General features: G+C 53.8%; 19 protein-coding genes and 1 pseudogene. 7 read left to right on the forward strand and 13 right to left on the reverse strand.

All coding sequences use genetic code 11. The features are described from left to right. Positions 1-13: 13 nt before the first annotated feature. The 8 genes from damX to FN037_RS21015 all read right to left on the reverse strand — a co-directional run bounded on the left by damX (position 14) and on the right by FN037_RS21015 (position 6,590). The gene (gene damX / locus FN037_RS20980; protein ID WP_142503087.1) at positions 14-1,270 is read right to left on the reverse strand and encodes a cell division protein DamX; all 1,257 of its coding nucleotides are present in this window, start codon (positions 1,268-1,270) and stop codon (positions 14-16) included. Positions 1,271-1,354: 84 nt separating this feature from the next. Continuing rightward, the gene (aroB, locus tag FN037_RS20985; RefSeq protein ID WP_142503088.1) at positions 1,355-2,449 is read right to left on the reverse strand and encodes a 3-dehydroquinate synthase; all 1,095 of its coding nucleotides are present in this window, start codon (positions 2,447-2,449) and stop codon (positions 1,355-1,357) included. Between the two features lie 54 nt (positions 2,450-2,503). After that, a complete protein-coding gene (gene aroK, locus FN037_RS20990) occupies positions 2,504-3,025 on the reverse strand; it encodes a shikimate kinase AroK (RefSeq protein ID WP_138359246.1) in 522 nt (173 codons plus the stop codon). Positions 3,026-3,294: 269 nt separating this feature from the next. Then, positions 3,295-4,536 (reverse strand): DNA uptake porin HofQ, encoded by a 1,242-nt coding sequence (gene hofQ, locus FN037_RS20995; RefSeq protein ID WP_142503089.1) that lies wholly within the window; start codon positions 4,534-4,536, stop codon positions 3,295-3,297. After that, positions 4,445-4,852 (reverse strand): HofP DNA utilization family protein, encoded by a 408-nt coding sequence (locus tag FN037_RS21000; protein ID WP_142503090.1) that lies wholly within the window; start codon positions 4,850-4,852, stop codon positions 4,445-4,447. Before FN037_RS21000 ends, hofQ begins: the two co-directional genes overlap by 92 nt. Beyond that, positions 4,842-4,988, reverse strand: coding sequence for a hypothetical protein (locus FN037_RS24685; protein ID WP_260607928.1), 147 nt, complete (start codon positions 4,986-4,988; stop codon positions 4,842-4,844). The genes FN037_RS21000 and FN037_RS24685 overlap by 11 nt, the downstream gene beginning before the upstream one ends. A 274-nt stretch (positions 4,989-5,262) precedes the next feature. Then, positions 5,263-5,802, reverse strand: coding sequence for a PilN domain-containing protein (locus FN037_RS21010; protein ID WP_138359254.1), 540 nt, complete (start codon positions 5,800-5,802; stop codon positions 5,263-5,265). Next, entirely contained in the window at positions 5,790-6,590 is an 801-nt protein-coding gene (locus tag FN037_RS21015; RefSeq protein WP_142503092.1) for a pilus assembly protein, read from the reverse strand. Before FN037_RS21015 ends, FN037_RS21010 begins: the two co-directional genes overlap by 13 nt. Positions 6,591-6,707: 117 nt before the next feature. Here FN037_RS21015 and mrcA point away from each other — a divergent pair, with 117 nt between their 5' ends. Beyond that, entirely contained in the window at positions 6,708-9,266 is a 2,559-nt protein-coding gene (mrcA, locus tag FN037_RS21020; RefSeq protein WP_142503093.1) for a peptidoglycan glycosyltransferase/peptidoglycan DD-transpeptidase MrcA, read from the forward strand. 299 nt (positions 9,267-9,565) lie between these two features. Here the strand turns inward: mrcA and nudE are convergent, their stop codons facing one another. Next, positions 9,566-10,126 (reverse strand): ADP compounds hydrolase NudE, encoded by a 561-nt coding sequence (nudE, locus tag FN037_RS21025; protein WP_142503094.1) that lies wholly within the window; start codon positions 10,124-10,126, stop codon positions 9,566-9,568. 330 nt (positions 10,127-10,456) lie between these two features. Between nudE and FN037_RS21030 the strand changes: the two genes are divergently transcribed. The 5 genes and pseudogenes from FN037_RS21030 (at position 10,457) to pckA (ending at position 16,600) form a co-directional block, all read left to right on the forward strand. After that, on the forward strand, positions 10,457-12,586 hold the full coding sequence (locus FN037_RS21030; protein ID WP_142503095.1) for an intracellular growth attenuator family protein: 2,130 nt from the start codon (positions 10,457-10,459) through the stop codon (positions 12,584-12,586). Positions 12,587-12,645: 59 nt separating this feature from the next. Next, a pseudogene (gene yrfG, locus FN037_RS21035) lies at positions 12,646-13,322 on the forward strand (GMP/IMP nucleotidase). Continuing rightward, positions 13,319-13,720, forward strand: coding sequence for a ribosome-associated heat shock protein Hsp15 (hslR, locus tag FN037_RS21040; protein WP_138359266.1), 402 nt, complete (start codon positions 13,319-13,321; stop codon positions 13,718-13,720). The pseudogene yrfG and the gene hslR overlap by 4 nt, the downstream one beginning before the upstream one ends. Positions 13,721-13,738: 18 nt before the next feature. Then, positions 13,739-14,623, forward strand: a complete 885-nt coding sequence (gene hslO / locus FN037_RS21045; protein WP_171034817.1) for an Hsp33 family molecular chaperone HslO — start codon at positions 13,739-13,741, stop codon at positions 14,621-14,623. Positions 14,624-14,977: 354 nt separating this feature from the next. Next, positions 14,978-16,600, forward strand: coding sequence for a phosphoenolpyruvate carboxykinase (ATP) (pckA, locus tag FN037_RS21050; RefSeq protein ID WP_138359270.1), 1,623 nt, complete (start codon positions 14,978-14,980; stop codon positions 16,598-16,600). Between the two features lie 102 nt (positions 16,601-16,702). Here the strand turns inward: pckA and malQ are convergent, their stop codons facing one another. Continuing rightward, positions 16,703-18,799, reverse strand: a complete 2,097-nt coding sequence (gene malQ / locus FN037_RS21055) for a 4-alpha-glucanotransferase (RefSeq protein ID WP_142503096.1) — start codon at positions 18,797-18,799, stop codon at positions 16,703-16,705. 10 nt (positions 18,800-18,809) lie between these two features. Further along, positions 18,810-21,200 carry a maltodextrin phosphorylase gene (gene malP, locus FN037_RS21060; protein WP_142503097.1) on the reverse strand — a complete coding sequence of 797 codons (2,391 nt, stop codon included), beginning with the start codon at positions 21,198-21,200 and terminating at the stop codon, positions 18,810-18,812. Between the two features lie 621 nt (positions 21,201-21,821). Between malP and malT the strand changes: the two genes are divergently transcribed. Beyond that, positions 21,822-24,527, forward strand: coding sequence for an HTH-type transcriptional regulator MalT (gene malT, locus FN037_RS21065; RefSeq protein WP_142503098.1), 2,706 nt, complete (start codon positions 21,822-21,824; stop codon positions 24,525-24,527). A 186-nt stretch (positions 24,528-24,713) separates the two neighbouring features. On the opposite strand, the gene FN037_RS21070 is transcribed toward malT, so the two are convergent. Continuing rightward, positions 24,714-25,472: a DeoR/GlpR family transcriptional regulator gene (locus FN037_RS21070; RefSeq protein WP_138359278.1), complete on the reverse strand. Its 759-nt coding sequence runs from the start codon at positions 25,470-25,472 to the stop codon at positions 24,714-24,716. A gap of 18 nt (positions 25,473-25,490) precedes the next feature. Next, complete coding sequence (gene glpG, locus FN037_RS21075) at positions 25,491-26,321, reverse strand: rhomboid family intramembrane serine protease GlpG (protein ID WP_138359280.1); 831 nt, start codon at positions 26,319-26,321, stop codon at positions 25,491-25,493. Positions 26,322-26,412 lie beyond the last annotated feature (91 nt).

Here is a 26,412-nt window from a genome sequence, read left to right on the forward strand (position 1 = left end):
CTACACTGCGGCATTATTTCAGGTCAGACTGAACCTGGTGCAGCGGTTTCGCCCACGGGTTCTTTGCCTGTACATCTGCCGGCAGAGTGGCAACGGCTCGCTTCGCTTCATCTTTCGAAGCATAAATTCCGCTCACCAGAACATACCACGGCTGACCGTTACGCGTAGTCTCATAGACAACATATTTGTTCAGCTTCTCTTTCTTCGCCCAATTGTTGAGATTGTTGTAGTTAGAGGAGCTACTGAGCTGCAGAGTATAGTGACTGGATGGCGCAGACTTCATCGCGCCAATGTCACCCGTACTTTTCCGGGCTGCGGTAGTCGCTGCAACCGCTGCTGGCTGAGCCGGTTTCGTCTGCGCGGAGGCCGCAGGCTTAGTCGGCTGGGCCGCTGGCGCTTTTACAGGCGCTGCGGCGGCAACGCTTTCTACACGCTTCGGCTGAATCACCACCGGTTTCGGCTCAGCCGGCGCTTTCACCTTAGCCTGCTTTTTAGGCTCTATCACCGTATGCTTACGCTCAGCCCGACGCGGCTCCGCTGCCGTCTGACGTTCCACTGTTGCCTGCCGAGGTGCGTTACCATTACGGATCGGAGCGACCGTAGCGGGTTCAGTTGGCAACGTAGAATCCGCTACCACGCTATCAATCTGGCCCTGCTGTTGGGTCAGCGCGCTGTTCAGGTCACCCTGAACCTCAACACGTTGCTGCCCTTGCGGTTCTGTGGTTGTCGGGGCCTGCGGGTTAGAAGCGACTGGCGGCAGAGAGACGTCCTGCGGTTGCGAATTGTTCGCCACTGTCGCATCCTGCGCGGCAGGTTGGGCATGATTATCCTCAACACCGGACAAATTGATGCTCTTCTCGCCAGAAGCCGTTTGCTCACCAGATGAAGAGGAAGGTGATTTCAACGCCGACCCAACGCCAACAATCAGCAGCAGAAGGACGAGTATCCCCACGCCCATCATAATGTACTGACGGGAAGCAGGTTTAGCCGGCGCCTTCTTACGCCTGCGCGGACGACGTTCAACCTGAGGCGTTTCGCCACCGTCATCATCCGGCTCCAGATCCTCGTCATACTCTTCATATTGTTCTTCATCGTGCGCGCGGCGTGTTCTACTGCCGCGGGTCGGACGATTATCGTCAGCATCATCAATATCAAGATCATCAAAATTGATTTGCGGATCGGCATCACGCTCTGCTGACTGACGAGAACGACCAGTACGACGATCGTTGCGATCGGCTTTCATATCGTCTTCTGGCTTTAATTCATCCATTTAACACCCCACTAAAAGGCTTATGCTCACGACTATTGCATATCACCCGAAATGATAACGCCGCGCGAGCGCGGCCAGACCTTCTTATTTTTGCGCAAGCTGGGTATCAGCAATCGCGCCCATAACCACATCATGCGACACGCCACCGCGTATCTCGCTCTTCCCTATCGCAAGAGGGAGCACCAGTCGCATTGCACCTGCCAGCACCTTTTTATCACGCATCATGTGAGGCAAATACGCTTCTGCAGGCATCGCCTCCGGCCCACATATCGGTAAATCCGCACGCTGCAATAACTGAATAATTCTCCGCGTATCTTGCGCGCTAAACTGCCCTAAACGCTCGGATACGCGCGCCGCCATAACCATACCGGCAGCCACCGCTTCACCATGTAACCAGTTACCGTAGCCCATTTCAGCTTCGATAGCATGACCAAAAGTATGTCCAAGATTGAGTAAAGCACGCAGCCCGGTTTCTCGCTCGTCGGCCGCGACAACATCAGCTTTCAGTTCACAACAGCGACGAATGCAGTAAGCCATTGCTTTTTCGTCCAGCGCCATCAAAGCATCAATATTATTTTCCATCCAGTCGAAGAATTCGCCGTCGAGGATAATACCGTACTTGATGACTTCAGCCAGACCGGAAGAAAGCTCACGCTTAGGCAGTGTTTTGAGGCAGTTGAGATCGACAACAACAGAAACTGGCTGCCAGAAAGCGCCAATCATATTCTTACCAAGAGGATGGTTGACCGCCGTTTTACCGCCAACCGAAGAATCCACCTGCGACAAGAGCGTGGTGGGAACCTGGATAAAACGTACCCCGCGTTGATAGCTGGCTGCGGCAAATCCGGTTAAATCGCCAATCACCCCACCGCCGAGCGCCACTAAGGTGGTGTCACGGCCGTGTGGTTTTTGCAACAGAGCGGTAAAAACGCTATCCATCACAGCCAGGCTTTTATACTGCTCGCCATCAGGAAGAATCACGCTGTCGACTTTCACGCCCGCGTTCTCAAGCACAGAACGCACAGTATCCAGATAGAGCGGAGCCAGCGTTTCATTGGTGACCAGCATAACCTGGTCGCCTGATTTCAGTGGCAGGAAGGAAGCTGGATCGTTAAACAAACCAGCCGCGATGGTAATCGGGTAACTACGTTCCCCGAGGGTTACAGTAAGCCTCTCCATAACGCGACATCCACCTCAGTTGCTTTTACTCTGACGAACCTTATTAAGCCAGAATCAGTTGCTTTCCAGCATATGAATAATCTGGTTTGCTACCACTTTCGCGCTTTGATCGTCGGTGCGGATAGTGACATCGGCAATCTCCTCATACAGCGGATTCCGTTCATCCGCCAACGCTTCCAGAACTTCGCGAGGCGGCGAATCAACCTGTAATAAAGGACGCTTTTTATCACGCTGCGTACGGGCAAGCTGCTTTTCGATAGTTGTTTCCAGGTAGACCACCACGCCGCGGGCGGAGAGACGGTTACGCGTTTCACGGGATTTTACAGAGCCGCCGCCAGTCGCCAGCACAATTCCCTGTTTTTCCGTCAACTCATTGATGATTTTTTCTTCACGGTCGCGGAAGCCGTCTTCGCCTTCGACATCAAAGACCCAACCCACATCTGCGCCAGTGCGTTTCTCAATTTCTTGATCGGAATCGTAAAATTCCATGTTGAGCTGTTGGGCTAACTGGCGCCCAATAGTGCTTTTGCCGGCACCCATAGGCCCAACCAGAAAGATATTGCGTTTCTCTGCCATTTTTTCGGTACTACTAAGACTATTCGTTAATGATAAACCCGCTGCGCAGACATCCGGCGCAGCAGGGCATGAACTGAAACCTCATATGCGATAGAGCGAGAGTCAGACTAAAAATTATCTCAATACTCCGGCTGGTTTGGCAACAGAATAAATCACCGGGCAAGAAAGGGAGGATTGATGTCGTACACGACTCTCAAATCGGTACTCCTTGTATGCTAAATCCGTCCTCACGTCAAACACCTGAAACGTGTTTAGCATGAAAAACCCGATTAATGAGCCGCCAGAATCCGTGGAGTAATGAAGACAACCAGTTCACGTTTTTCGTTATCTTTACCGTCACGACGGAACAACGACCCAAGCCAGGGGATATCGCTAAGCAGAGGGATACCATCGCGCGAAGATTTATTTCTTTGCGAAAAGATACCCCCTAAGGCCAGAGTCTCACCGCTTTTCACTTCGATCTGTGTTTCAATTTCTTGTTTATCAATAGCCAGCGCCTCGCCGTGTTCCTGTTTCAGCACTTGTCCCGGTGTGTTTTCGCTGATTCTGAGCTTTAAACGCACACGATCCTGCTGTAAGACGGTGGGCGTCACCTCCATCCCTAGCACCGCCTCCTTAAACTCAACCGAGGTTGCACCGTTGTCTCCTCTGGAGACCTGATAAGGGATTTCGCTGCCCTGCTTAATGCTGGCGGGCTGCATATGCGAAGCCAGCAGCCGCGGGCTGGCGATAATGTCTACCTGCTGTTTTTTCTCAAGCGCGGAGAGTTCCAGCGCCAGCAGCCGCCCGCTTATACGACCAATATTAAAACCCGCTCGCGTGGCGGCATCGCTTGACGCCAGGTTGCTGTTTAAAACCGTTAGCTTCCCCGACCCCGGCGGACTGCTGGCTTCCTCCAGACTCCATTTAACGCCCAGCTCACGCAGGCTGGTTTCGCTCATTGAAACAATATGTGCCGCTAGTTCGACCTGGCCAACGGGTATATCCATTTCCCTTGCCCATGCCTTTAACGCCGGGAGGTGTCGCTCATCATCCCTGATAAGTAAACGGTTTGTGCGTTTATCGACGGTCAAGTGCCCGCGAGCGCTCAGTAATTTTTCTCCGGCTTTAGCGAGATCTTCAGCATGGGCATAATGTAAAGTCACGCTATGCCCATGCAAAGGGAGATTCTGTAAACGCTTTGCTCTCTCCGCCTCAAGCTGCCCCCGTTGCGCCTTCTGCCAGGCCTGGGTATGAACATGCAATACCGAGCCTTGCTGCGTCAGCGCCAGACCCGCGCTGTCGATCACCGAGCGCAGTGCCTGCGACCAGGGCACATTCTTAAGATGCAGAGATACGGTACCGCTGACATCCGGGGCCACCACAAGATTTTTTTGTTTTATCTCCGCGAGCGTTTGCAGCACCTGAGCCACCGGCGCATCATCGACGATCAGCGACACGGGAAGATCTTTTTTGGCCGCGGTGACGATTACCGGCAACAGCAGAAACAGCAGATTTATCCATCTCATCATTTTTTCTTCCCTTGCGCTGCCAGACCCATTGCGCAGGCTCACACCCCGGGCCGGTCACGATGACGATTTTCTCTGTCGTCAGAAGCGTAATACGCCAGTTCGTTGACAACGTTTCATCCACCTTCACACGGCGCCACTTTCCGTCGCTATCCTGCAAAATTCCAGTAAGAACCAGTGAATCGCCGATTGCCCCGCCATAGCGCCACTGGTTAAGTTGCGTCGTACGACAAAGATCAATCGCTGGCTGAAACGGATCGCGTTCTTCTGCGAACAGCAGAAACGGAAATAGCAATAAAGACGACCATTTATTGCGCATCTTCGGCCTCCAGTTGCACAGTCAGCAGTAAAGCCTGTTTTTCCGGCCGTATTGAAAATGCCGTTACCCCCATTCCGCAGCGGGCGAACCAGGAAAACAGCACAGGCACCGCTTGCCAGTCAACTGACAGTTGCATCTCTCCCCCTCGCCTCATCGGTCGCCAGGCAACAAGCGCCGCCCTCCTAACGGGAATATCAACAGGAGAAAAGACCTGAGTGGGGACGTCATCTCTTCTGGCGTTCTGTAACGTGGCTCGCAGTGGCAACAGTTTCTTCCACTGCGCCTGCATACGCTGCAGATCCCTTTCTTGTGTGTCTGGCGCAGAAGACGAGAGCCACAGCCAGCCCCCGACAATGAGAAGCAAAATAACAGGCAACACGAACAGGCTTTTACACTCAGACAGCCAACGCTCAATGCACGCCCGCATCTTCACTCTCTCCGGCCATGGAAAAGCTGAATAACCAGCGCCCTTCGCTATCGCGGTGTGTTTCACCGGCCTGAGCCGGACGGAAACCAGTTATGTTCTCCAGCGCCTTCTCCAGCGCGGCTAACCCTTTAATATTTAACGTTAGCCCACGCAGTAACAGCGCATTTTGTCGGTATTCCAGATGCGTTAACCAGGCTTGTGCCGGTAACCGGGCGGCGATCATTCGCAATCCTGGTTGCCATGCAGCGGTTTTCTCTCGCCGCCGCCGACTCTGGCGCAGCCGCTCGTACTGCTGTAGCTGTTGCTGCATTACTCGTTCACGCTGTTGAAACGCGGTGTAAAGGCGGTTTTCAGCGTTTATTCTCACCGTTTCAAACGCGTGGTTAACTTGCCTGTTGAGCCGTGAGGTAACCAACAGCGCGAGCAGGATAAGCAGGAACCCTGCGACCAGTAGTCCGCCCATCTGCAGACGCTGCCGTCGGCGCGTTTCACGCCAGGGCAGAAAGTTGACTATCTGGACCATGGTTGACGACCTCCCAGCGCCAGGCCCAGCGCAACGGTAAAGCTGTCGCTACAGGCCGGGAGAGGAGGCTGCAACCGATGAATGACGCTCCAGACGTCAAAGCTTTGCTCGTCGCACGGCGTGGAAGCGCAGAGCCAAAATTCCCCTGCGCCCACCTGTGACACCAGACGGGAAAAAGATGGGATTTCGCTGTATACGCAACATCCCCAGCTATCGACTGTCGCCCAAAGCCAGCTATCTTCGCCTCGCCACGCCAGACCATGGGTCCGGGAGGGCAACCAGGGGAAAAAAGCTCTGAGCGCGCAGGCATCCGGAACAATCCCCACGACACTCAGCTTGAGACGTTTCGCCAGGCGGCACAGCACATTAATATCTAACCGCTGTGCCGCGGTGACTCGCCAGCCGTCATCCATGCCGCTCGCAGAATAATCGACACATAATGAAGAAGCAGAACATTCCAGTTGCTGCGCCATTGCGCTGGCTATCCAGGCCGCCTGCTCGCTTTCATTTAATGAAGTTTGCGGACGCGGCAGTTGTTTTTGCAATGTTCGCGCTGCTGGAAAAGCGATACAAACCTGATGCTGCAAAGGTAGCTCACGCCGCCAGTTCTGCAGTTGCCGGGCCAATGCGTCGACATCGACAATCAACCCCTGACGCACGGTACCGGGCGTTAATGGGATTTCCCACCAGCGACGTAACGCCCAGCGTGAGCGCTCATACGCCAGCGCGACAATCGCGATATGATCCTGCTGGATATGCATTCCTATGCGCCAGTTTCTAAAGGCCATTCTGACGATCTCCTTATCAGCCAACATGTTTCGCTATATCAATGCACCAGGCTTGCCTTTATACTACTGCGCGTTTGTTTATAAACTGCCCAATTCAAACTAAATGAGAAATCTCCGGTGAAGTTCGTAAAGTATCTTTTTATCCTTGCCATCTGTTGCGTATTGCTGGGAGCAGGCTCAATTTTTGGTCTCTATAAATACATAGAGCCTCAGCTCCCTGACGTCGCGACGCTGAAGGATGTACACCTGCAAATCCCGATGCAGGTCTATAGCGCGGATGGCGAGCTGATCGCGCAATACGGCGAAAAACGCCGTATTCCCGTCACGCTAAAACAAATACCGCCTGCGCTGATAAACGCGTTTATCGCCACCGAAGACAGCCGTTTTTATGAGCACCATGGCGTCGACCCGATCGGGATTTTCCGCGCCGCCAGCGTGGCGATGTTCTCCGGTCACGCTTCTCAGGGCGCCAGTACTATCACTCAACAGCTCGCGCGTAACTTCTTTCTGAGCCCCGAGAAGACGCTGATGCGTAAGGTGAAAGAGGCCTTCCTGGCGATCCGCATTGAACAATTGCTCACGAAAGATGAAATTCTTGAACTGTACCTGAACAAAATCTATCTCGGTTATCGCGCCTACGGCGTCGGTGCCGCCGCTCAGGTATATTTCGGTAAAACCGTCGACCAGCTCACGCTGAGTGAGATAGCCGTGATCGCCGGCTTGCCTAAAGCACCGTCAACATTTAATCCACTCTATTCTCTGGACCGCGCCACTGCACGCCGCAACGTGGTGCTCTCACGTATGCTGAGCGAAGGCTACATCACCCAGTCGCAATACGATCAGGCGCGTAGTCAGGCCATTGACGCCAGTTACCATGCGCCGAAAATCGCCTTCTCATCCCCCTATCTCAGCGAAATGGTGCGTCAGGAGATGGTCAGCCGTTACGGCGAGCGGGCTTACGAAGACGGCTATCGCGTCTATACCACCATTACGCGAAAAAGCCAGTTGGCTGCTCAGCAGGCAGTACGCGATAACGTGATAAATTATGATATGCGTCACGGTTATCGCGGCCCTGCAGGCGTGCTGTGGAAAGTCGGCGAAACGCCATGGGATAGCCACAAAATCATCGACGCGTTGAAAAAAATTCCCGGCTTTGGCCCCCTCACGCCGGCGGTTATCACGTCGGTGAGTCCGCAGGAAGCCATCGCGCTGCTGAGTAACGGAACATCGGTGTCGCTGAATATGGAAGGCGTGCGTTGGGCGCGTCGGTTCATTTCCGACACTCAGCAAGGCGCCACGCCGCGTAAAGTGAATGATGTTCTGCAGGCCGGACAGCAGGTCTGGGTACGCCAGGTGAGTAATAACTGGTGGCTGGCGCAGGTGCCGGATGTCAACTCCGCGCTGGTATCAATTAATCCGCAAAACGGCGCAATTATCGCGCTGGTCGGCGGTTTTGATTTTAACCAGAGTAAATTCAACCGTGCGACTCAGGCGCTGCGCCAGGTCGGCTCGAACATTAAGCCATTCCTTTATACTGCGGCAATGGATAAAGGTTTAACGCTGGCGAGCATGCTCAACGATGTTCCGATTTCCCGCTGGGATGCGGGTTCCGGCTCAGACTGGCGGCCCAAGAATTCGCCGCCGCAATACGCGGGTCCCATCCGCTTGCGCCAGGGATTAGGGCAATCGAAGAACGTCGTGATGGTCCGCGCGATGCGCGCCATGGGGGTGGACTATGCTGCCGACTATCTCCAGCGTTTCGGCTTCCCGGCACAAAACATTGTGCGGACCGAGTCACTGGCGCTGGGTTCAGCATCCTTCACGCCGCTCCAGGTTGCACGCGGCTATTCCGTCATGGCTAACGGCGGTTTCCTGATCACCCCGTATTTCATCAGCAAAATAGAGAACGATCAGGGCGGCGTCATTTTCGAGGAACGGCCGAAAACGGCCTGTCCACAGTGCAACATTCCGGTGATTTATGGCGATACACCGAAATCAAATGTGCTGGAGAATAAGGATGTTGAGGACGTTGCCACTTCTCAGGAACCGCAAAACGCCAGTGTTCCTCCGCAGCCTCAGCTTGAGCAGGTGAACCCATCGCTGGTTGCGCAGAGCGGTGTGCCGGAATATGCGCCACACGTCATCAACACACCGCTGGCCTTCCTGATTAAAAGCGCCCTGAACACCAATATCTTCGGCGAACCCGGCTGGATGGGGACAGGCTGGCGCGCAGGTCGCGACCTGCAACGTCACGATATTGGCGGCAAAACCGGGACCACCAATAATTCAAAGGATGCGTGGTTCTCCGGCTACGGTCCCGGCGTGGTGACATCGGTCTGGATTGGCTTTGATGATCACCGTCGTGATCTGGGGCGTACCACTGCCTCCGGCGTCATCAAAGATCAAATATCGGGTTACGAAGGTGGCGCTAAAAGCGCGCAACCGGCCTGGGATGAGTTTATGAAAATCGAGCTGGCGGGCGTACCAGAGCAGCCGCTAACGCCACCGCCTGGCATCATTACGGTGAATATCGATCCCAGTACGGGCCAACTGGCCAGCGGCGGTAATGGCCGTCCTGAATACTTTATCGATGGTACTCAACCGACGCAACAAGCGGTTCATGAAGTCGGCACCACCCTCACCGATGGCGGGGGCGAGACCCACGAACTGTTCTGACAAAACACGCATCTGGGGCTAACATGGATCGTTAAGCCCCATTTGTCAGGTTCACCCAGTTTCTACGCGTTTGCACTCTCGTCAGGTTTCCTGATGTTCCCTGCGGCTACCCGGCAGTTGAAAGCCATAAAAAACAGACGATAGCCGAAATTATTCAGGTTGAATCAGGAGAGAAAACGAGCAGACCGTATGTGGCTTTCGCCAGAGGGATCCCAAAAAGGCAGCATAAACTTCAATAAATTGCTTAACTAACTGGCATTAATCCGCGGGTGTTTAAGTCTGTATCTGGCAACGTACGCCTAAAGCCGCCCCTGAGCCTGCAGCCATTCACGCAGCAGGAACAACGCACTAACGTTACGCGCCTCATTGAAGTCCTCTTCATCCAGCAGCGTCATCAGTTGCGACAGCGGCCAACGGACCTGCGGCAACGGCTCTGGCTCATCGCCCGGCAGCGATTCCGGGTAGAGATCTTCCGCTACCAGGATATTCATTTTGCTGGAGAAATAGGAAGGCGCCATGCTCAGTTTTTTTAAAAAGGTCAGCTTTCGCGCCCCAAACCCAACTTCTTCCTTCAGCTCGCGATTAGCGGCTTCCGGCACGCTTTCCCCCGGATCAATCAGACCTTTAGAAAAACCCAGTTCATAAGACTCCGTACCGACAGCGTATTCACGGATCAATATAATATGGTCATCGACAATCGGCACAATCATCACAGCTTCACGGGTAGAAGGCCGCATCCGCTCATACACGCGGCGCACGCCGTTGCTGAACTCCAGATCCACGCTTTCAACATTAAAAAGGCGCGAGCGCGCGACAGTTTCAACATTGAGAATGGCAGGTTTTTGTAATGATTTGCTCATTGTCATCGGTCTATGCTGTGATTACAGAGGTTATTGTGCGATACGCAGCACGGTTTCGGCAATTCAATTCGCCATTAATTTACATAGTTGCAACTTAACCATCTTAAATGCCGTTGATATAAAGACAAAAAAGTCAATAGGTTGAATAGCTTTTGAGAATTTACTGATTCCTGGATTTTAACGTTTTTGATAAGGTTGTATTCTGCTGCGTGGCGCTATCAATTTTCCCGTTTTGACACGACATATGCCGAATACGTACGACTTTTTACCTCCGGTGTGAACGGCTACCGACGATACCAGTAAGAAAAGAATAATTATGATGGGATGGGCATGGGCACCTTTCTGATTTTTTTGCTAGCTCTGCTAATCTGTGCATTGCTTATAGGGTGGTGGTATCGAACGCACGCCAGACGTCGCCGCCTGCCGCTATTGCATGCATTTAGCGATGCCGCGACGCGCAAGCTCGCTGATGACGAGCGCAGTGCTGCGGAAAAATATCTCGGCGATCTCAGTCGCAACCAGCAACTGCCGGCTTCGGGCGCCAGCGCCGCGCCGGTCAACCTGCGGCTGAATGAACAGAGTGACACCGTTTTTACTGTTACCCGGGCGATTACCCGCTACGGCATCACCACTGACGATCTGAATAAGTGGCGCTACTTCCTTGATTCAGTAGAAGTTCATCTTCCTCCATTCTGGGAACAACATATCAACGATGAAAACAGCGTCGAGTTAATTCCAACCGATAGCCTGCCGCTGGTCATTGCCCTCAACGGGCAAACGCTGAAGGACTACCCTCAGGAGGCAAGGGGCTTCGCCCTTGAGCCAACGACGGCGACACAGGCCTCTATCCGTGGAGAAGAGAGCGAGCAAGTTGAACTGTTGAGTATCCGCCCGGAAACAACGGAAGAGCACGCGCTCAGCCGCCCTGATAGCCTGCGTGAAGCGGTCCTGGTCGTTGTCGCGTTCCTGCTGTTTTATTGTAGTCTGCTCAGCCCTGAGGTCTTTGCCCCCTGGCTACTGATCGGTGGCGTTTTGCTGCTACTGGCCGGTGTATGGGGCATTTATGCGCCGCCGCGTAAAACAACACTTCGGGAAATTCATTGCCTGCGCGGCATGCCTAAACGCTGGGGACTGTTTGGCGAAAATAACCAGGAACATATCAACAATATTTCTCTCGGCATTATCGACCTCATCTACCCACGCCACTGGCAACCGTGGATTACCCAGGATCTCGGCCAGCAAACGGATATTGATATCTACCTCAGTCGCCATGTTGTCCGCCAGGGGCGTTTTCTGTCGCTGCATGATGAGGTCAAAAACTTCCCGCTTCAATACTGGCTACGCAGCGCGATTATCGCCTCGGGCGCGCTGTTGGTTGTTGTTATGTTATGGGCCAGCGTACCGCTGGATATGCCTTTTAAATTCACCCTTTCATGGCTTAAAGGCGCACAGACTATTGAAGCCACAACGGTCGCCCAGCTAGAGAAGTCACATATCCGGATCGGCGACACGCTGCGCCTGAAGGGAAGCGGCATGTGTAATATCCACACGCCGGGCGCCTGGACAGCAAAAGAGAACCTGCCGTTCAGGCCATTCGACTGTTCGCAAATCGTCTGGAATGATGCCCCTCCCCTGCCACTGCCGGAGTCAGATATTGTCACCAGGGCGACAGCGTTAATGCAAACCGTTCAGCGCCAGCTCCATCCCGAATCAACCGATCAGTCACACGTCAGTCCGGCGCTGCGTTCCGCCATCCAGAAATCAGGGATGGTGCTGCTTGATGACTTTGGCGATATCGTGACAAAAACCAACGATCTCTGTTCGGCAAAAGATGACTGTATTCGGCTGAAGAATGCGCTGGTCAATCTTGGCAACACGCATAACTGGGAAACTCTGCTCAAACGCGCAAACACGGGTAAACTGGATGGCGTCAATGTACTTCTGCGGCCGGTCAGCGCTGAGTCGCTGGAAAACCTGGTCACTACATCCACCGCGCCATTTGTCAGCCGCGAAACCTCACGCGCAGCCCAGGCGCTAAATAGCCCGGCGCCGGGCGGTTTCTTGATTATCAGCGATGAAGGAAGCAGCCTGGTGAATCAACCATGGCCAACTGCCGGACTATATGACTTTCCCGCACATCAGCAGTGGAGCGAACTGCAGCGGCTGGCGGGTATGCTGATGCACACGCCGTTTCAGGCGGAAGGGATCGTCACGAACCTCTATACCGATGCCAACGGTACCCAGCATGTTAATCTGCACCGAATCCCCGATCGTACCGGTCTGTGGCGTTACCTCGGGACAACGCTACTGCTGCTGGCAATGCTGGGCTGCATGGTCTATCACAGTATCCAGGCTATACGTCGCTATCAGCGACACCGTCAACGCCAGGAAGAGATCCAGAAATACTACGAAAACTGTCTGAATCCGGTTCTGCTCTCCTCGCCAGACACGCAAGAATAATTCTCTGCGTGACAGGGTATGATACCCTGTCGCGCCATTCCCTTCTCTGGAGACTTACCATGCATGTTGATATCGCCTGGCAGGAAGTTGATACCGTTCTGCTGGATATGGACGGTACGCTTCTCGACCTCGCCTTTGACAACTATTTCTGGCAAAAACTGGTCCCGGAAACCTGGGGAGCCGCGCGGGGGCTCAATCTGCAGGAAGCCAGGGAAGCGATACGTCAGGAGTATCACGCGGTGCAACATACGCTAAACTGGTACTGTCTGGACTACTGGAGCGAACGCCTGGATTTGGATATTTATGCCATGACCAGCGAGCAGGGGCCGCGCTGCGTGACGATACCGTGCCGTTTCTTGATGCCCTGCAAACCCACGGTAAGCGCAGGATTTTACTGACTAACGCCCATCCGCATAATCTGGCGGTAAAGCTAAAACATACCGGGCTGGACGCGCACCTTGATTTATTGCTTTCCACCCACACATTTGGTTATCCGAAAGAGGATCAGCGACTGTGGCGCGCGGTGGCCGAAGAAATCGGCATTGATGCGCGCAAAACGCTCTTTGTTGACGATAACGAAGCGATTCTGGATGCGGCAGCAGCATTTGGCATCCGCTATTGCCTGGGTGTCACCAACCCCGATTCCGGGCTTGAGGAAAAAAGCTATGCGCATCATCCGGGACTGAATGACTACCGGCAACTGATCCCCTCACTGACCCAACAGGAGAGGCCATGAAAGAAAAATCCGTCGAAGCCATCCGGCTGGACAAATGGCTTTGGGCAGCACGCATTTATAAAACCCGCGCGCTGGCGCGCGAGATGATTGAAGGCGGTAAGGTGCATTACAACGGGCAGCGTAGCAAACCAGGGAAAGTGGTCGAGCTGAATGCCACCCTGATGCTCCGCCAGGGCAATGATGAGCGCACTATTGTGGTAAAAGGCATTAGCGGACAACGCCGGCCAGCCAGCGAAGCTGTCGCGCTTTACGAAGAGACGGCGGAAAGCATTGAGAAACGCGAGAAAATGGCGCTGGCGCGCAAAATGAACGCGCTAACCATGCCGCATCCCGACAGACGTCCGGATAAGAAAGAGCGCCGCGACCTGATGAGATTTAAACACGGCAATAGTGAATAACTGTGGCCAGCAAGAGAGATTATTATGACTCAACACGATCAATTACACCGCTATCTGTTTGAAAATTATGCCGTACGCGGTGAGCTGGTAACCGTTTCAGAAACCTTAGAACAGATTCTGACGAACCACAGCTATCCGCAGCCGGTTAAAACCGTGCTGGCGGAGCTACTGGTCGCCACCAGCCTGCTGACCGCAACGCTGAAGTTTGCTGGCGATATTACCGTTCAGTTGCAGGGTGATGGCCCGCTATCGCTGGCGGTAATTAACGGCAACAATCAGCAGCAGATGCGCGGCGTCGCCCGCACCCAGGGCGAGATCCCGGAAGGCGCGGATCTGAAAACCCTGGTCGGTAATGGATATCTGGTCATTACGATCTCGCCGGAAGAAGGCGAGCGCTATCAGGGCGTGGTCGGTCTGGAGGGCGATACGCTGGCGGCTTGTCTGGAAGATTATTTCCAGCGCTCAGAACAGCTGCCCACTCGTCTGATCATTCGTAGCGGTGAGCATGACGGCAAACCGATGGCAGGTGGCATGCTGTTGCAGGTTCTGCCTGCGCAAGATGCGCAGGCGGCTGATTTCGAACATCTCAGCACCCTGACCGATACCATCAAAGCTGAAGAGCTATTCACCCTGCCAGCAAACGACGTGCTCTGGCGTCTGTACCACGAAGAAGAAGTGACCGTCTACGAGCCGCAGAACGTAGAGTTTAAATGTACCTGCTCTCGTGAACGCTGTGCCGGCGCGCTGAAAACGTTGCCGGATGAGGAGATTGACAGCATCCTGGCAGATGAAGGGGAGATTGATATGCACTGCGACTACTGCGGCAATCATTACCTCTTTAATGCAATGGACATCGCCGAGATCCGCAACAACGCTTCTCCGGCTGACCCGCAGATTCACTAATTACCCTTCCGCCAGGCGTCCGAACGCGCTTTTGTTCCCGGTGCCTGGCGTCAAGTTTTTATTTACGGGATGAATCGATTCTCAATGAAAGAGTTACGTAATTTTCTTTCAGGTAAGCGATTACATTCACATTTCAGCAGTTTTTTTAATTACTTTTTAACCATTAAGAAACATTGACCCTCACTGACAGCCTGTTTTCTGCGATAATTCCTCACGCTTCGTGACAGGAGTCACAACGTTTTTCGTCAGCCTGGCGTTTGTCGAGATACGTAAATCTATGAGCCTGGTCGCGGTCTATACCCCGTAATAACCCCTACAATTTCCAGTAATATAAATTGGCTAAGGAGCAGTGACATGCGCGTTAATAATGGTTTAACCCCGCAGGATCTCAAGGCTTATGGTATTTCTGACGTCCATGATATCGTTTACAACCCCAGCTACGATACTTTATATCAGGAAGAACTTGCCCCTAACCTGGAAGGTTATGAACGGGGCGTATTAACCAATCTCGGCGCGATCGCCGTCGATACCGGTATTTTTACCGGCCGTTCTCCAAAAGATAAATATATCGTTCGTGACGATACCACTCGCGATACCGTGTGGTGGTCTGATAAAGGCAAAGGAAAGAACGACAACAAGCCGCTGTCTGAAGAAACGTGGCAACACCTGAAAGGTCTGGTTACTCGCCAGCTCTCTGGCAAGCGACTGTTTATTGTTGATGCCTTCTGCGGCGCAAACGCCGACACTCGCCTGAGCGTCCGCTTTATTACCGAAGTCGCCTGGCAGGCGCATTTTGTGAAAAACATGTTTATTCGCCCAGACGATGAAGAGCTGGCAACCTTCGCACCGGATTTTATCGTGATGAACGGCGCGAAATGCACGAATCCACAATGGAAAGAGCAGGGCCTGAATTCCGAAAACTTCGTTGCTTTCAACCTGACCGAACGCATTCAGCTGATTGGCGGGACCTGGTATGGCGGTGAAATGAAAAAAGGCATGTTCTCCATCATGAACTACCTGCTGCCGCTGAAAGGTATCGCTTCCATGCACTGCTCCGCCAACGTCGGGGAAAAAGAAGATGTCGCCATCTTCTTCGGCCTTTCCGGCACCGGTAAAACCACCCTTTCCACTGACCCGAAACGTCGTCTGATTGGCGATGACGAACACGGCTGGGATGATGATGGCGTATTTAACTTCGAAGGCGGCTGCTACGCGAAGACGATTAAGCTTTCCGAAGCCGCTGAGCCGGATATCTACCATGCGATTCGCCGCGATGCGCTGCTGGAGAATGTCGTGGTATTGGCCGATGGCTCCATTGATTTTAATGATGCCTCGAAGACCGAGAACACGCGTGTTTCTTACCCGATCAACCATATCGAAAATATCGTTAAGCCGATCTCGAAAGCTGGCCATGCCACTAAGGTTATCTTCCTGACCGCCGATGCGTTTGGCGTGTTACCGCCGGTTTCTCGCCTGACCGCCGATCAGACCCAGTACCACTTCCTGTCAGGTTTCACCGCCAAACTGGCCGGTACCGAACGCGGAGTAACCGAGCCAACACCCACCTTCTCCGCCTGCTTCGGCGCCGCGTTCCTGTCGCTGCACCCGACGCAATACGCGGAAGTGCTGGTCAAGCGGATGCAGGCTTCCGGCGCACAGGCTTACCTGGTCAACACCGGCTGGAACGGCACCGGCAAACGTATCTCGCTCAAGGATACCCGCGCCATTATCGATGCCATCCTCAACGGCTCGCTGGACAATGCCGAAACCTTCACCCTGCCGATATTTGAACTGCAGATCCCGACAGCGCTGCCGGGTGTGGATAGCCATATCCTCGATCCGCGTAATACCTACGGCTCGCCAGAGCAGTGGCAGGAGAAAGCCGGGCAACTGGCGCAACTGTTCGTCGAGAACTTTGAAAAGTATACCGATACCCCAGCAGGCGCCGCGCTGGTGACCGCCGGGCCGAAACGCTAAGCGGTTCGTCAAAACCAGGCGATCACCACCTCCATAAGAAGTGGTTTAAGATTGACCATAAAAAGCCGGGAATATCCCGGCTTTTTCAGGCAATTAAGCGACTTATCGGTCCAGCTTCTTCTTTCCCGCTGCCTTACGACGTTTATCCAGATCCTTAATCAGTCTGTTTACCTGCTCATCAGCAAACATCGCCTCCAGCGTGGTGGCAAGTTTACGCCGCCAGTTGGGATATTCCGTGCTGGTTCCCGGAATATTGACAGGCTCAGCCATCTCCAGCCAATCCTCCGGCTGCAGCCCCAGCAGCGCGCTGTTGCTGTCGGCAATATAGCGCTGCATTCCGCGATTCAGGGTTGACGTCATCCCCATCAGCGAGGCTTTATGTCCGCATCGCTTCGGCAAACAGCCGTAGCGATGCAGCGCATCCAGCAATCCTTGTTTCGCCCGCTCGCGCTCCTGATATAACCCGCGTAGCACCACCTCATCCGGATACAGTCCCAGCGATTTCCCCAGCGTCAGGTCGCCACTTTCCCAGTAGCCGCGCAGCGTTGGCAGATCATGCGTCGTTGCCACAGCCATTGATTGCTGCGGATACGCCTTCGGCGCGCGGAAAGTCTTTTCGTGGTCATTTTCAAAATAGAGCACTTTATAAGAGTAAACGCCGCTTTTACGCAGCTTACCGACAATCTCAACCGGCACCGTACCCAGATCTTCACCAATCACCATACAGCGATGACGCTGGCTCTCCAGTGCCAGAATCGACAGCAGATCATCCACCGGATACTGCACATAAGCCCCGTGATCGGCCGTCTCACCGTATGGGATCCACCATAAACGCAGCACTGACATTACATGATCGATCCGCAGCGCGCCGCAGTTTTGCATGTTCGCGCGCAGCAGCTCGATAAACGGCTCATAGCCACGCGCCAGGATGATATGCGGATCCATTGGCGGCAGGCCCCAGTTCTGCCCCAGCGGCCCCAGAATATCCGGCGGCGCGCCAACGGAGGCTTTCAGGCAGTACAGCTCGCGGTCACGCCAGGTTTCCGCGCCGCCTTCCGCAACACCGACCGCCAAATCGCGATACAGGCCAATTGGCATGTCGTCGTTTTGGCTGGTGTGCCAGCACCTGGCAAACTGCGTGTAAGCCAGCCACTGCAGCCACAGGTAAAAATTCACCTCATCGGCACGCTCAGTGCAGAAGGCTTTCACTTCCGGGCTATTCGTATCCTGGTAAGCTGTCGGCCAGACCGGCCATCCCCAGTACATTGAATTCTGCTGCATCAGCCAGGCATGCAGCGCGTCAAACGCCGCCTGCCAGTACAGGCTTTCACCCTCCCGGGCGACAAACTGACGAAACGCTGCCATCGTCTCATCATTGCGGGCGGAAAACCCTTTCCATGCCATGCGCAGCGCGGTGAGTTTCAGCGCAGTAACGGCCGTATAGTCCACATCATCGCACTGCCGTGCGGCCTGCAATGCCTGCTGTGTAGCCGGGGATTGCCACCATTTCTGCGCCTCTTTGCTGTGACGGAAATCGTCTACCGCATTGACATCAATATAGATAATGTTGAGCCAGCGGCGCGAAGAGGGGCTATACGGACTGGCGCTCTCCGGGTTCGCCGGATAGAGCGCATGGATTGGGTTAAGGCCAATAAACGAACCGCCGCGACGGGCGATTTCCGGCAACATGGCGCGTAAATCGCCAAAGTCGCCAATCCCCCAGTTCTTCTCCGAGCGCAGGGTATAAAGCTGCACGCAGGTTCCCCACAGTTTCCGGCCATCCTTCAGCGCCTGCGGTTCATAACAACGCACAGGCGCCACGATGATCCGGCTGTGCCAACGCTCGCCATCCTGGGTCAGCGTCAGGGTGTGATAGCCTTCCGGTAGTCTGGCAGGCAACGGCAGCGCCTCACCGCCGCGCGTCTGGCCTTGATACTGTTTCCCTTCTTCAGTGGTAAGGATCCAGTTGAATTCCCCCTGGCCCGTCACCGGCAGCGACATCCTTTTGCCGTAGGTAAATACCTGCACAACCGGTAGCGGATTAACGGCCACTTTCGTGGCAGTCATCGTACGATGCATCGCATCCAGTAGCCGCTGCTTGGTCGCCGCAGCAATTAACTGCGGCTTACCGTGCGCGTTGATGTAATTTGGGCTTATTCCCGCCGCCAGGGCAGCGTTATCAAGGCGTTTACTCTCCATAGGCCCGTCCTTAGCGTTTTGCCTGCCAGATACGTTGCTGATAATCGCGAATCGATCGGTCAGAACTGAACATGCCGCAGCGCGCGGTGTTCAGAATCGCCGCGCGAGTCCAGGCCTGCTGGTCGCGATATAACTCATCAACCTGCTTCTGCGCCGCGACATAAGCCGCAAAATCAGCCAGCACCAGATACGGATCGCCGCCTTTCAACAAGCTATGCAGCAGTTGTTCAAAGGCATGTTTATCGCCATCGCTGTATTTACCGCTCTCCAGCTCTTTCAGCACCGCATCCAGCAGTTTATCTTTCTTACGCCATTTCAGCGGATCGTAGCCCTTCACCTTCAGCGCTTTCACCTCTTCCACCGTATGGCCGAAGATAAAGATGTTTTCTTCTCCCACCTGCTCAGCGATTTCTACGTTCGCGCCATCCAGGGTTCCAACGGTCAGCGCGCCGTTCAGCGCCAGTTTCATATTACCGGTACCGGAAGCTTCTTTACCCGCGGTGGAGATCTGCTCGGAGATATCCGCCGCCGGGATCAGCATTTCCGCCGCCGACACGCAGTAGTCCGGCAGGAAGACGACTTTCAGTTTATCGCCCACCTGCGGATCGCTGTTGATCGCCGCCGCGACCTTGTTGATCGCCCAAATAATATTCTTCGCCAGATAGTAGCCCGGCGCGGCTTTCGCGCCGAACAGAAACACGCGTGGTACGCGGTCTGTCTGCGGATTTTCGCGGATCTCTTTGTACAGCGCGAGAATATGAAGCAGGTTAAGGTGCTGACGTTTATACTCATGCAGACGTTTAATCTGGATATCGAAAATCGCCTGCGGGTTAATCTCAATGCCGGTACGCCGCTTCACAAACTCCGCCAGGCGAACCTTGTTGGCCTGTTTAATGTCGCGATAAGTCTGGCAAAACTTCGCATCATCGGCATATTTTTCCAGGTTGATCAGCTGATCGAGGTCGTTAACCCACTCTTTCTTCAGCGTCTTGTCCAGCAGCGAAGCCAGAGCCGGGTTGCACAGTTTGATCCAGCGGCGCGGGGTAATACCGTTGGTGACGTTATGAAATTTATTCGGCCACAACTGGTGATATTCCGGGAACAGATCCTTCACCACCAGGTCGGAATGCAGCGCGGCAACGCCATTTACCGCAAATCCGCCCACCACGCACAGGTTCGCCATACGAACCTGTTTATCGTGAACCACCGCCAGTTTTGCCCATACCAGCTCATCGCCCGGCCAGGTTTTATCCACCAGCGTTTTAAATCTGTCGTTAATCTCTTTGATAATCTGCATATGACGCGGCAACAGCGTTTTCACCAGTTTCTCATCCCAGCACTCCAGCGCTTCCGGCATCAGGGTGTGGTTGGTATAAGCGAAGGTTTTGCTGGTTATCGCCCAGGCGTCGTCCCAGTTCAACTGATGCTCGTCGATCAGCACCCGCAGCAGTTCCGGAATCGCAATTGTCGGATGCGTATCGTTAAGCTGGATCACTTCGTAATCCGCCAGTTCCGTCAGCTTGCGGCCAGCGAGATGATGGCGACGCAGAATATCGGCAACCGAACAGGCGCACTGGAAGTACTGCTGCATCAAACGCAGTTTTTTACCCGCCTGATGGTTATCGTTCGGATACAGAACCTTAGTCAGCTTTTCAGCGTCAATGCCCTGCTGTTCAGCGCGCAGGAAATCACCATCATTGAATTTAGTCAGATTAAAGGGATGCGCGTGTTGAGCCTGCCACAGACGTAGCGGCTGAGCGACATTATTGCGATAGCCAAGTACCGGCAGATCCCAGGCTTCGCCGGTAATCACAAATGCCGGTATCCACTCGCCGCCTTTAGTGACTTTACCACCGAGGCCAACCTGGACATCCAGCGCTTCGTTATGACGGAACCACGGGTAACGGTTACGCCCCCAGTCATCCGGCGCTTCCATCTGCTGGCCGTCAACGAAAGACTGACGGAACAGGCCGTATTGGTAGTTCAGGCCGTAACCGATCGCCGACTGGCCAACGGTCGCCATTGAATCCAGAAAACAGGCCGCCAGACGACCAAGGCCGCCGTTCCCTAAACCCGGATCGATCTCCTCTTCCAGCAGATCGCTCAGATTAATATCATGCGTCTGAAGTTCATCGCTTACCGCCTGATACCAGCCAAGATTAAGCAAGTTGTTGCCGGTCAGGCGACCGATCAAAAATTCCATTGAGATATAGTTTACATGACGCTGACCTTCGGCCGCTTTCGCCACCGGCTGCGCTGACAACATCTCGGACAGCGCACCACTCACGGCACACCACCATTGACGCCGGGTCATCCCGGCAGCGGACTGTAAACCAAAATGCTGCCACTGACGCGTCAGTGCAGCCTGAAACTGAGCTTTGTTAAAAGAAGTCTGTGACATAAGAAATCCGGGTCCTTTACGAAAACGTTAGCGTTAGTGTGCCGACCTCCCGGAGTCACGTCCTCATCCCGCCAGGGATTAGCCGGGGAGGAGTCGCAGGGATGAGCGAAAAGTGTGATAGTGGCCACCGTTATGTTAGCTTACTGGCGAATTATGCGGCAAAAATCGCCATACCGGAACAGCAAATCTCTCCCCCATGATGATGCTGAAATGCGTTACGTGACAGAACAATATAGGTAAGTAAAAGTTTGTTTTGTAAATATGGATAAATAAAAATAAATATTAGAGGAATAAACAGACTTCTATGGAGAAATAGTTCAAAAGAGGGATTCTAAGAAATTACTGATAATAATTTAATAAAAACAAACAACTACTCACATTGTAAAAAAAACGTGCCCTTCAGCCCTCGAAATCCCTCTGAACCCAGCAACCGCGCATACTGGCATCTTTTTATGCACATTTCACTCAGCATATAAATTTGTGACATAGAGCAAATTAAAGAGTATAAATCCCGGACATAACTTGCAATAAAATTCATTCTGGTCAACCTTGTTAGATATTAATTACGAAGCGCAAAAAAAAACGTAACTCCGCCCTTGCACAGCGAAATAATGAAGAACTATGTTGATTCCGTCTAAATTAAGTCGTCCGGTCCGCCTTGAACACACCGTCGTTCGTGAGCGATTACTGGCGAAACTTTCCGGCGCGAACAATTATCGTCTCGCGCTGGTGACCAGTCCGGCAGGATACGGTAAGACCACGCTCGTTGCTCAATGGGCAGCAGGGAAAAATCACCTTGGCTGGTTCTCACTGGATGAAGGTGATAACCAACAGGAGCGTTTTGCCAGTTACCTCATCGCTGCCATTCAACAGGCCACCGGTGGTCACTGTACGGCCAGTGAAACAATGGTGCAAAAGCGCCAGTATGCCAGCCTGCCTTCCCTCTTCGCACAATTATTCATTGAGCTTGCCGACTGGCAGAATCCGCTTTTCCTGGTCATTGATGATTACCACCTGATTAGCAACCCGCTCATTCATGATGCAATGCGCTTCTTTCTCCGCCATCAGCCGGAAAATATGACCCTGGTGGTTCTGTCGCGTAACCTGCCGCAACTGGGGATTGCCAACCTGCGCGTGCGCGATCAGCTCCTTGAAATCGGCAGTCAACAACTCGCTTTTACCCATCAGGAAACCAAGCAGTTTTTTGACTGCCGTCTCAGCTCGCCAATTGAAGCCGACGAGAGCAAACGGCTGTGTGACGATGTTGCCGGGTGGGCCACCGCCCTGCAGTTGATTGCGCTTTCGGCACGAAATAACAATACTTCCGCGCATCACTCAGCCCGACGTCTTGCCGGCATTAACGCCAGTCACCTTTCTGACTACCTGGTCGATGAGGTGCTGGATAACGTTGATCCTCAGACGCGTAACTTTTTGCTGAAAAGCGCGTTACTGCGTTCAATGAACGATGCGCTCATCGTCCGCGTCACCGGGGAAGAGAATGGCCAGATGAAGCTGGAAGAGATTGAGCGCCAGGGATTATTCCTGCAACGAATGGACGATTCCGGCGAGTGGTTCCGCTACCATCCGCTATTCGGCAATTTCCTGCGCCAGCGCTGCCAGTGGGAGCTGGCAGTCGAACTGCCGGATATACACCGCGCGGCAGCCGAGAGCTGGATGGCGCAAGGCTTTCCGAGCGAGGCTATTCACCACGCTCTGGCCGCTGGTGATGCCACCATGCTGCGCGATATTCTGCTCAATCACGCGTGGGGCATGTTTAACCACAGCGAGCTGAGTTTGCTGGAGCAGTCCCTCGCCGCGCTGCCATGGTCAAACCTGCTGGAAAACCCGCGTTTAATTTTGTTGCAGGCCTGGCTTATGCAAAGCCAGCACCGCTATAGCGAAGTGAATACCCTGCTGGCGCGCGCCGAGCAGGAGATGGACCGGGAAATGGATATTGCCATGCATGGGGATTTCAATGCCCTGCGAGCCCAGGTGGCGATTAATGCCGGCGATCAGGACGAAGCCGAACGCCTGGCGATGGTGGCCCTTGATGAACTGCCGCTGGCCAGCTACTACAGTCGTATCGTTGCGACATCAGTACACGGCGAAGTGCTGCACTGCAAAGGCCAGTTGAGCCAGTCCCTGGCGGTCATGCAGCAAACGGAACAGATGTCCCGCCATCATGATGTCTGGCACTATGCGCTGTGGAGTATGATCCAGCAGAGCGAAATTCTGTTTGCTCAGGGCTTCCTGCAGGCCGCCTGGGAGATTCAGGAAAAAGCCTTTCAGTTAATTCGCGAGCAGCATCTTGAGCAACTGCCTATGCATGAATTCCTGTTGCGCATTCGTTCCCAACTCCTGTGGGCCTGGGCGCGCCTGGATGAAGCGGAGACGTCCGCGCGCAATGGCATGAACGTACTTTCCTCCTATCAACCGCAGCAACAGTTACAGTGCCTGACCCTGATGATCCAGTGTTCGCTGGCGCGCGGCGATCTGGATAATGCCCGCAGTCATTTGAATCGTCTTGAAAATCTGCTCGGAAACGGCAATTACCATAGCGACTGGGTATCCAATGCCGATAAAGTCCGGGTGATTTACTGGCAAATGACCGGCGATAAAGCCGCAGCGGCGAACTGGCTGCGTCAGACGCCAAAACCGGAATTTGCCAATAACCACTTCCTGCAGAGTCAGTGGCGCAATATCGCCCGCGCGCAGATCCTGCTCGGTGATTTTGATTCCGCCGAAATGGTGCTGGATGAGTTAAACGACAATGCCCGCTCGCTGCGTCTGATGAGCGATCTGAACCGCAACCTGCTGTTACTCAACCAGCTTTACTGGCAGGCAGGGCGTAAAAGCGAAGCTCAGAAAGCGCTACTGGAAGCGCTCGCACTCGCCAACCGTACCGGATTCATTAACCATTTTGTCATTGAAGGCGAGACGATGGCGCAGCAGCTACGCCAGTTGATTCAGCTCAATACGCTACCGGAACTGGAACAGCATCGCGCTCAGCGCATTCTGCGCGATATCAACCAGCATCACCGTCACAAATTCGCCCACTTTGATGAAAGCTTTGTCGAACGCCTGCTGAATCATCCGGATGTCCCGGAACTGATTCGTACCAGCCCGCTGACCCAGCGCGAATGGCAGGTACTCGGGCTTATCTATTCCGGCTATAGCAACGAGCAAATTGCCGGTGAACTGGATGTTGCGGCCACCACCATCAAGACCCATATTCGCAATTTGTACCAGAAGCTTGGCGTAGCGCACCGCCAGGATGCCGTACAGCATGCCCAGCAGTTGTTGAAAATGATGGGATATGGCGTATAGCGATAACCGAACTTAATCCCAGGCGGAAAGGCCGCCATCCGCCTGGCGTCTTCCCTTCGCCATCGCCGGCGATAACCCGCGTGTTTGTTAAGCAACCCGCCCTCAGGAGCCTCCCCGGCCAGCACAATACGCGCCAGCGGAGAAATAACAACCTTATCAGCACCAGAGGCCGGAAACCCAACATACTCAGCACAGTTCCAGTTGGAGGTTGTTGTCGGTAATCACCTTCAGCACGCCAGCGGGCGGCATCATATCGGTGTAGATCGCATCAACCATGCTAATACTGCCCATGTTGACCATCGCGTTACGGCCAAATTTCGAGTGATCAACCACCAGCATCACGTGACGCGAGTTTTCAATAATCGCCCGCTTGGTGCGCACTTCGTGGTAGTCAAACTCCAGCAACGAGCCATCGCTGTCGATGCCGCTGATGCCGAGAATGCCGAAATCAAGACGAAACTGGGAGATAAAATCCAGTGTGGCCTCGCCGATAATGCCACCATCCCGGCTACGCAACTCGCCGCCTGCCAGAATAATGCGGAAGTCCTCTTTCGCCATGAGCGTATTGGCGACGTTCAGGTTATTGGTGACGATACGCAGATCGTTATGATTGAGTAAGGCATGCGCCACCGCTTCCGGCGTCGTACCGATATCGATAAACAGGGTCGCGCCGTCGGGGATCTCGCTCGCCACCTTGCGGGCAATGCGCTCTTTTTCCTGCGTCTGTGTCGATTTCCTGTCGTGCCAGGGAGTATTCACCGAACTGGAAGGCAGGGCCGCGCCGCCATGGTGACGCAGAATCATTTTCTGATCGGCTAAATCGTTCAGGTCACGACGAATAGTCTGTGGACTAACGGCAAACTGCTCGACCAGCTCTTCGGTACTGACATATCCCTGTTTTTTTACCAACTCAATAATCGCGTCATGACGTTGTGTTTGTTTCATGAAATATCCTGAGAGCCTCTACGTTCGTTTTCGCCCATTCTGCGTATCAACAAACGCCATCGCCAGCCCGGTCACCAGGCCAGCCACATGCGCGCCGTTCGCAATCGACATGCCGAAAACATCAAACCATCCAGCAATTAACCATACTAAAGAGAAGAGTATTAAGCCTCGCTGTAAATAAATGCCGCTCTGCGGTTCACGCTCCCCCCGCAGCCAGACATAGCCCATCAGCGCATAGACGACGCCCGACAAGCCGCCAAACCAGGGGCCGCTAAACTGATGCTGAACAAAGCCGCTTAACAAGGCGCTAATCACGGTAATCACTACCAGCTTTCCACTGCCAATACGTTTTTCTACCGCCCCGCCGAGATACCACCACCATAACAGGTTGAACAGAATATGCAGCAAGGAGAAATGCATGAGAACATGGCTAAAGTAGCGCCACACTTCAAATTTCAGCGAGGGATCATAGGGCCAGGCCAGCAACAGCATCATCGCCTGATCGCCGAAAACCGTTTGCAGAATAAACACCAGAATACAGGCGAATAAGACGACCCAGGTAAATGGCCCGGCGTTATGGCGAAGCGTTGCTAAAAAGGGGAAACGTTGGTAATGCAATCCGCTATTAGTCTGCCCCGACTGCCAACTGGCGGCCAGGTAACGTGGATCGGCGGGATTTTCCAGAAAACGGGCCAGCTCGGCCTGTACGCGCCCGGCCTGACTCTCATCAGCCAGCCAGATATCGCTCTGTGCATGCTGCTGAATAGTCAGAATAATGCCCTGAGTCGCCATATAGTCGACAAACGCCTGGGCCACGCGCGGATTGGCAAAAGAGGTAATCATTAACATGCAGCGGATCGCTTATTCCACACAAAGGGAGATATTATATACCCTAAATAATTCGAGTTGCAGAAAGGCGACAAGTACACGAATTCCCAGG

The sequence above is a fragment of the Klebsiella sp. 2680 genome, assembly GCF_900198535.1.
In the GTDB taxonomy this organism is placed as follows: Bacteria; Pseudomonadota; Gammaproteobacteria; order Enterobacterales; family Enterobacteriaceae; genus Klebsiella; species Klebsiella indica.